We start from the raw sequence: 7,501 nt of genomic DNA, 5'->3' as shown, positions 1-7,501 counted from the left end.
CTGAAGTCGTTACTACAAACTTATGAGAAGAGAACGACTGAAGTCGTTACTACAAACTTATGAGAAGAGAACGACTGAAGTCGTTACTACAAACTTATGAGGGAGAACGACTGAAGTCGTTACTACAAACTTATGAGGGAGAACGACTGAAGTCGTTACTACAAAATGGGGATGGCAGTTACCAATTATTGGTTTAATACATCTTTTTTGTGTTGCGGCGCAGCAGCGATCGCCGCTACTTCTGCCAATAAATCATCAGAAACCCCCATTTCTTTGAGAGTTTCCATCAAGTCTTCTGCCACCGCATCAAAATGTTCACTGCTCAGACCTTGTTCTTCTACCAAAGCTTTATGAGCTTCTCGCATATAGCGCCCATCATAGTGACTGCTGCCACCAAAGGCATAAGTCAGAAAGGCTTTTTGGTGCATTCGCTGTTTAGCCATATCGGTATTGGCAAAAAAATGCTTGATGCGATCGTCATTTAAAACCCGTTCATAAAACTTATCAACCGCAAGGTCAACGGCGGGTTTGCCGCCTAGTTTATCAAATAAAGTCGTCATGTTTTTCCTCTTCAAATTCAGTCAGGGAGGGAAGAAAGGGATCGCTAGGCTAAGTGGGTTGAGCTGGAGATCGGATTAATCCCAATTAAATCTACTTATGCCTGATATGTGTGATTTGTATGGGCCCCTTGACTATAGCATAGAGTTGCAACTCATCATGAATTCCCGTTAAATACCCCCGACATGGGATGACCCCTGAAGTCGTGACGTTGAACAGGGGATAACCCCTGAAGTTGTGACGTTGAACAGGGGGAAGTAGGACTGATAATAACTAATGGGGCGGCAAACTGCTAAAATTTGAGCAGGAAAAAAATTGGGGGAGCGATCGCGGCGATGGCAAAGAGTCCAGAACCTGAGCCTGTCGCAGAATTTCCCAGTTTTTCGGCGGTCAATGATACCCGAATAATTTGTTTAAATGTTTAAGCGTGTTTTAATTAGTACGGATTTGTCGGATGGTATGCTGCGCTTGGGAAAATTCTTACCCAGTTTAGCTGCCGGAGGGATGGAGCATATTGTATTTGTCCATAGCGTACCCCTGTGGACGAAAGGGCAAATTCCTCGGGAAGATACGGAAAAAATTAGTGTGGCACGCGATCGCCTCAATGCCATTTTGACTCAGGTCCCCGAGGGCTTGCAAGTTGAGGTTGAGGTACTCTCCGGTAATCCGACGGAGAACATTCTCAAGGCAGTGGAACGGCACAAAAGCGAGGTGATGATTTTAGGGGCCTCCAACCGCAATTTACTCAGTGAAAAACTCTTTGGCAGTACGACCCTGGAGTTATCGGGACGAACCAATATTCCCCTGATGACCATTCCCACTGCACTGCTGTCTCCCTTAACTTCTGAGGAATTGGATCTGCGCTGTCGGCATCTGTTCCGCTACATTCTGCTTCCTTATGCGGATACCCAAGCATCGGGGGTATTACTCGAAGAGTTTAAGCGCTACGCGCAGAAGCGTCCCCCGAATTCATTAGAACGCTGTATGTTAGCGTGGGTGATTGATGCAGGGGTTCTGCGAAAGGTCCCGAAAGACTACAAACTCAAGGAAGCTCATGAGAAATTAGCCCCGATCCAAGCTGACTTAGAAGCGATCGGCTTGCAGGTGGATGTGGAAGTCCGCTTAGGGGAGCCACTGCTAGATATTTTAGATTTAGCACAGATGTCGGACATCTGTGCAGTGGCACTAGCTTCCAATAGCTTAGGTAAAATTTTGGATTGGTTCCCCAGCTTTGCGGCAGAGGTTCTGCGGCGCAGTTGTGAACCTGTCATCTTTTTCCCCTCCCAGCGCTAACAGCTTTAAGTGAGTCAGTTTACTCTCCCAGTCGAGTCAGGGTAGCTTCCATTGCACTGACTAAGTAGTGGCCTGCTAAAATGCCGCTTGAGTGGTAGTAGGTATTGTGATTGAGGCGATGCAAGGTTTCAAACCCACTGCGTCGCTTTTTTTCATCCCCGAGAACCCAATAGCGCTGAATAATCGTTTCCGGCGCGATCCATCCTTCTCCCTCCACTCGTCCGAGTTCGCTATGTTGGAGGACAAAGGTGTATTGGCGGTCCCCCACGTCAAAATGTCCCCGGTATTGCAGGGTAATTTCTGAGCGATCGCTTCCGGGAAATGTCAGCTTGGTCACCATGTTAAACCAATCTTCCCGAGTCCATGCGACTAAAATTTTCCCGGTGACGGGAATGGTTGGAACATGGCGTTCTAACCAAGTGCCTTCAAGGGTCCAGCGACCCGGTTGCAGTAAAAATATATGATTCACGGCACCATATCCTTGCTTGAATTGCAGTCTGCCCCTATAGCCTTTATATGCTACCAGGTTTTATGGGACGTAGTTTTTATGAGAGAGAAAATTTTGGGGAATTTTTAGCAGAAAACGATTTGAACGATTTATTAGTTGATTTAGGGGGTTATAAATCGTTTTATCAATTATTTATTATGCAAATTATTGAAAATTAAATTAAATTGACTGATTTCGGATGAAATAGTGCTTGATTTATGATTAGCATTACCCCTGTCTAACCTGATGGAACATCGATGAGTTGGACTCTAAAACTTCATAAAATAGGAGTGTGAATTTCTCCCAAAAGGGCAGGGACTTTCGCCCCCGTACATTCAGGTAGATTGCCGGGAACTCCTTGTTGACGCCAATAGGCTAACACGGCAAAGGCGATCGCTTCTTTAAAATCTGCATTCACTCCTGTGTCATCCGTGGTTAACACCGCCACGGATTGACCATAGATTTCCTGCAAGCGGGTTTGTAACCGCTGTTTTAAATAACTGTTGCGACTGCCACCGCCACATAACAGCACCCGACTGGGAGGGACAGGTAAAAAAGACCGATAGTTGATGGCGATCGCCTCCACAGTCAGTTCCGTCAGCGTCGCCAGCAAATCCTCGGGACTGAGGGAATAGGGTTCCGCATCGGATAAACAATCCCGAAAATAGTCCCATCCAAATAATTCTCGTCCCGTAGACTTCGGGGGCGGTTCGTGGAAAAATGGATGTTGAAGCCAATGATCCAGTAAAGGTTGGCAGGGGACTCCCTGGGCAGCCCAAGCCCCATCACGGTCATAGGCGGCTTCCCCATTGGTCAGGTATTCCACGGCTAAATCAATCAGACTATTCCCGGGACCCGTATCCCATCCCAGCATCTGGGGAGAATCAGAACCTGTAGGCGGAATAAATGCCACATTGCCGATGCCGCCAATATTTTGAACACATTGATAATGGTGGCGATCGCCCAGCAGGTAGAGGTCCACTTTCGGCACCAGAGGCGCACCTTGTCCTCCAGCGGCGATATCCCCTGCCCTAAAATTGGTGATAGTCGGAATTCCCGTGAGTTGAGCAATCACTGCACCTCGTCCTAATTGCAGACTATACCCGAGTTGTGGCGTTTGAGGGGGACGATGGTAAACGGTTTGTCCATGAGAACCGATTAACTCTACCGGGTTGTCCCCTTGCAGAGTTAAGGCAGCATGAGCAAAAGTTTGGGCGATCGCATCATCCAATTCGGCAAATTCCGCCATTGATATCGCATCTCCTGCACAAACCGCTAAAATTTTTTGTCGCAGGGGTTCGGGATAGGGATAGGTTGTGCCTGCGATCCACTCCACCTGAATATCAGATTCGGTTCCGGTGATATCCACCATCGCCGCATCAATGCCATCGACGGAAGTGCCACTAATTAAGCCAATTACTCGGGTCATGAGTTCGGTGAGGTTGCCAATGGGGTTGATTTTACAACTAATTCAGTCATTGCTACGCAGTTCACAACATGATTTCAGTTGTAACATTAAACTTAAGAGAACCACTGAAGTCGTTACTACGAACTTAAGAAACGACTGAAGTCGTTACTACAAGCATTGGGAGCATCTCAATTTGGCCTCAAAGGGGAATTTATAGGTCTTGCTCCCCCTTCCCTCGTAGGGAAGGGGGCTGGGGGGTTAGGTCTCTTTGCCTTCTTGAGATGCTCCCCAAGCATTGGATATTACTTGGGAAGTTTTTAGCTTTCATTCTCCCCCTAAAGGGGCCATTATTTTAAGCCGAGAACCTTGATTTTATCCTTTTTGCCTTGGAGGGCTTTTAACTTACGACGGTGACGAGATTTGCCGTTTATGAGGTTTTTCAGGAAACTTTGGAATCCATCAACGTAGGTAAATAAGACGGGGACGACGATTAAGGTTAAGAGGGTAGAGGTGGAAAATCCGCCAATGACTGCGATCGCCATTGGAGAACGGACTTCGCCTCCGGCCCCAATTTCCAGGGCGATCGGCATCATGCCAGCGATGGTGGAAAGGGCAGTCATGAAAATTGGTCGTAATCGAGACACACCCGCTTCGATAATCGCTGGAACTTGTCGCATTCCATTTTGTTGATTGGCGAGGGTGCAATCGACTAATAGGATGGCGTTTTTGGTGACTAATCCCATCAGCATGACAATCCCAATTAGGGCAAATAGTCCTAATTCTTTTTGGGTCACCATCAGTCCGAGAAGTGCGCCCCCAATCGAGAGGGGGAGGGCCGCCATAATCGTGACGGGATGTAAGAAATTGTTATACAACAGGACTAAGATGGCAAAAATTGCCAGGACAGCCAGTCCTAATGCTCCCAGGAAGCGTCCGAAAATTTCTTGCATAATTTTGGCATCTCCGGAGGATTGTTGTTCCACCCCGGGTGGGAGTGTCATCCCCGGTAGCGCTTCGACTTGTTCGAGAGCATCGCCGAGGGAAATCCCTTGTAGATTGGCTTCAATGGAGACTTGACGGGCGCGATCGTAGCGATCGATTTGGGCGGGACCACTACCGAGGATGATGTTAGCAACCGCAGATAAGGGGACTAAGCGTCCGGATTGACTGGGAATTTCCAGGTTACCGATCGCCTTGAGATCATTGCGATAGCTGTCCGATAACCAGACTCGGATGGGAATTTGGCGATCGCTGAGGTCAAATTTTGCCAAATTTGCCTCATTATCCCCCAGAGTTGCTAGAGATGCCGTCCGAGCGATCGCCTGGACCGATACCCCCAAATCCGCTGCCCGTTTGGGGTCTGGTTTAATCAAAATCTCCGGTTTTACCACCGATGCACTGGAAGACACCTCTACCAATCCTGGCAGTTCGCGCATCTGCCGTTCTAAAGTATCCGCCGCCTCTTGCAAAGCCGTCGGATTCTCACTTTTTAGCACGATTGATAAATCCTTGCTACTTCCCCCCGCCCCAGCCGACTGGAAACTAATCCTTGCACCAGGAATTTTGATAAACTCTTCTCGCATTTGCTGCTCAAACATTTGTTGAGAAACCTCACGTTCCTCCTTTGGCAACAAATTAATATACAATGTTGCATTATTCAAGTCGCGGGATGCACCGCCACTGCCCACCGTTGCTAACACACTTTCCACCGCTGGATGTTCTTGTAACAGGGCGATCGTGCGTTGGGCGGTGCGATCGGTCTCCCGCAGAGTAGAACCGGGCGGAAGTTCTACATTTACCGTACTCAACCCCGTATCCCCACTATTAAACAAACCCGTAGGAATATAAGGCACTAACTGCAAACTGCCAATAAAGAAAGCAAACGCAATGATCAACGTAATCACGCGATGTTTCAGCGCCCAAGTGAGAGCCGTGCGATAGGGCGTAATTTTTCGCCGGGAGGAGTTGGGCATTTCCTCCGATGCCGTTCCCATCTGGTTTTTCTTACTTCTGCGTTTTTGCCCCGATGAGTGCTTGTCTTTGAGCAAATAGGCACTTAACATCGGGGTCATTGTAGTTGCCACCAAGGTTGAAAACAGGGTGGAAACTGAAACCGTCACCCCAAAGGGTTGGAAAAACTGACCGGGAATTCCTCCCATAAATGCCACGGGCAAAAAGACCGCCACAATTGTTGCAGTTGTGGCTAACACCGCTAACCCAATTTCTTGGGCTGCATCCATTGCAGCTTGATAGGGTCTTTTCCCCATTTTTAAATGTTGGTCGATATTTTCAATCATGCAGATTGCATCATCGACTAAATTTCCCACTGCCAAAGATAGCGCTAACAACGTCATCCCATTCAGGGTATAATCTAGCAGTCCCATCACCATAAAGGTGGGAATAATTGACAGAGGTAACGCCACCCCCGTAATCAAAGTGGCCCGCCAATCCCATAAGAATAAACCCACGACACAAACCGTGAGCAAACAGCCCATCACCAAGGCATCAATGGAGGCTTGGTAGGAGTCCCGAATCTCGTTGGCGCGGGTAAAAATCAGTTCAAACTCGATATCATCCGGGAGGGTTTGTTGCAGTTCCTGGATGCTTTCTCGGACACCTTCCTCGACGGTAACCAGGGTACTGCCGGTACTCCGCAATACGGAAAAGGCAACCACGGGGGTGGCAATTTCTCCCGAGTTGGTGGCTTGGGGTTGGGAACTGGCACTCTCTTCTATAGACCAAAATCGGGCGCTTTGTTGGGGTTCGGCGAATCCATCAATGACGTTCGCGACACTTTCCAGGGGAACAGCTTCCCCGGAAGGGAGGACGATGCGGTTTTGTCGCAATGCTTCGACGGTTTGAGCCGAACCGAGGGTGCGAATGGTGTTTTCACTGCCGCCAACTTGGGAACGACCCCCGGGGAGGTTAATATTTAAACTGCGAATTTGGTCGTTGATTTGGGTGGCGGTAATCCCGAGGGCTTTGATGCGAACGGGGTCGAGTTCGATGAGAATTTCGCGGTCCACCCCCCCAATTCGATTGATTTGAGCCACGCCAGGAACGGCGAGGATAGCGCGCGCAATGGGGCGATCAACTAAATCGCTCAATTCTTCCACATTGCGGCGATCGGACCGCAGGGCGTAGGTGAGAATGGGCCCCCCGGCAAAGTCGAGGCGGCTCACGATGGGGTCGTTAATATCGGCGGGTAAGTCTTGGCGAATTTGGGAGATGGCATTTCTAACATCGTTGGTGGCGCGATCGCTGTCGGTTCCCAAGATGAAGTTAATGGTGGTTGTGGAGATCCCATCGGTAACGGTGGAGATCAGTTCGTCAATATTCCCTAACCCGGCAACGGCATCTTCAACTTTTCGGGTCACCTGGGTTTCGAGTTCCGTCGGTCCTGCACCCGTTTGGGTGACGGTAATACTCACGATGGGAATATCAATGTTGGGATTTTCATCAATACCCAACTGACCAAAGCTCATCCAACCCACCACGGTCAAAATTAGAAACAGGACGAGGGTGGGAACCGGGCTTTTGATAGACCAAGTGGAGATGTGAAAAGACATGAGCGGATCTAAGGTGTAGTTTGATGGGGGATAGGGGAGATGGGGGAAATGGGGGTCATGTTTGTAGTAACAACTTCAGTCGTTTCCATGTTACTGGGCGAGCGCTTTGGTCATGCCCCTTTGGAAGCTTAAGTTCCAGTCCCCAAACAAGCACTTAAAAGGTGACGGTTGGGGGGAAGAACCTCT

The 7,501-nt window shown here is 48.8% G+C and carries 5 protein-coding genes; 1 reads left to right on the top strand and 4 read right to left on the bottom strand.

Annotation, left to right across the window (positions count from 1 at the left end; all coding sequences use genetic code 11):
- Nucleotides 1-185: 185 nt before the first annotated feature.
- Nucleotides 186-560, bottom strand: a complete 375-nt coding sequence (locus NG833_RS18685; protein WP_254566783.1) for a group 1 truncated hemoglobin — start codon at nt 558-560, stop codon at nt 186-188.
- A gap of 415 nt (nt 561-975) precedes the next feature.
- Here NG833_RS18685 and NG833_RS18680 point away from each other — a divergent pair, with 415 nt between their 5' ends.
- Nucleotides 976-1,851, top strand: a complete 876-nt coding sequence (locus tag NG833_RS18680; RefSeq protein ID WP_254566782.1) for a universal stress protein — start codon at nt 976-978, stop codon at nt 1,849-1,851.
- A gap of 19 nt (nt 1,852-1,870) precedes the next feature.
- Here the strand turns inward: NG833_RS18680 and NG833_RS18675 are convergent, their stop codons facing one another.
- From NG833_RS18675 to NG833_RS18665, 3 genes are all read right to left on the bottom strand, one after another.
- Nucleotides 1,871-2,320 carry a hypothetical protein gene (locus NG833_RS18675; protein ID WP_254566781.1) on the bottom strand — a complete coding sequence of 150 codons (450 nt, stop codon included), beginning with the start codon at nt 2,318-2,320 and terminating at the stop codon, nt 1,871-1,873.
- 295 nt (nt 2,321-2,615) lie between these two features.
- Nucleotides 2,616-3,767 carry an anhydro-N-acetylmuramic acid kinase gene (locus NG833_RS18670; protein WP_254566780.1) on the bottom strand — a complete coding sequence of 384 codons (1,152 nt, stop codon included), beginning with the start codon at nt 3,765-3,767 and terminating at the stop codon, nt 2,616-2,618.
- Between the two features lie 326 nt (nt 3,768-4,093).
- Nucleotides 4,094-7,315 carry an efflux RND transporter permease subunit gene (locus tag NG833_RS18665; RefSeq protein WP_254566779.1) on the bottom strand — a complete coding sequence of 1,074 codons (3,222 nt, stop codon included), beginning with the start codon at nt 7,313-7,315 and terminating at the stop codon, nt 4,094-4,096.
- Between the last annotated feature and the right edge of the window lie 186 nt (nt 7,316-7,501).

This window comes from Oscillatoria sp. HE19RPO (assembly GCF_024220515.1).
Lineage (GTDB): Bacteria > Cyanobacteriota > Cyanobacteriia > Cyanobacteriales > Laspinemataceae > Laspinema.
Note: the sequence above shows the minus strand (reverse complement) of the source record. Positions and strands in the feature narration are given on the sequence as shown.

Bases quoted from the DNA above. Each gene is read 5' to 3' on its own strand.
- NG833_RS18685 (WP_254566783.1), bottom strand. From the start codon at position 560: ATGACGACTTTATTTGATAAACTAGGCGGCAAACCCGCCGTTGACCTT.
- NG833_RS18680 (WP_254566782.1), top strand. From the start codon at position 976: ATGTTTAAGCGTGTTTTAATTAGTACGGATTTGTCGGATGGTATGCTG.
- NG833_RS18670 (WP_254566780.1), bottom strand. From the start codon at position 3,767: ATGACCCGAGTAATTGGCTTAATTAGTGGCACTTCCGTCGATGGCATT.
- NG833_RS18665 (WP_254566779.1), bottom strand. From the start codon at position 7,315: ATGTCTTTTCACATCTCCACTTGGTCTATCAAAAGCCCGGTTCCCACC.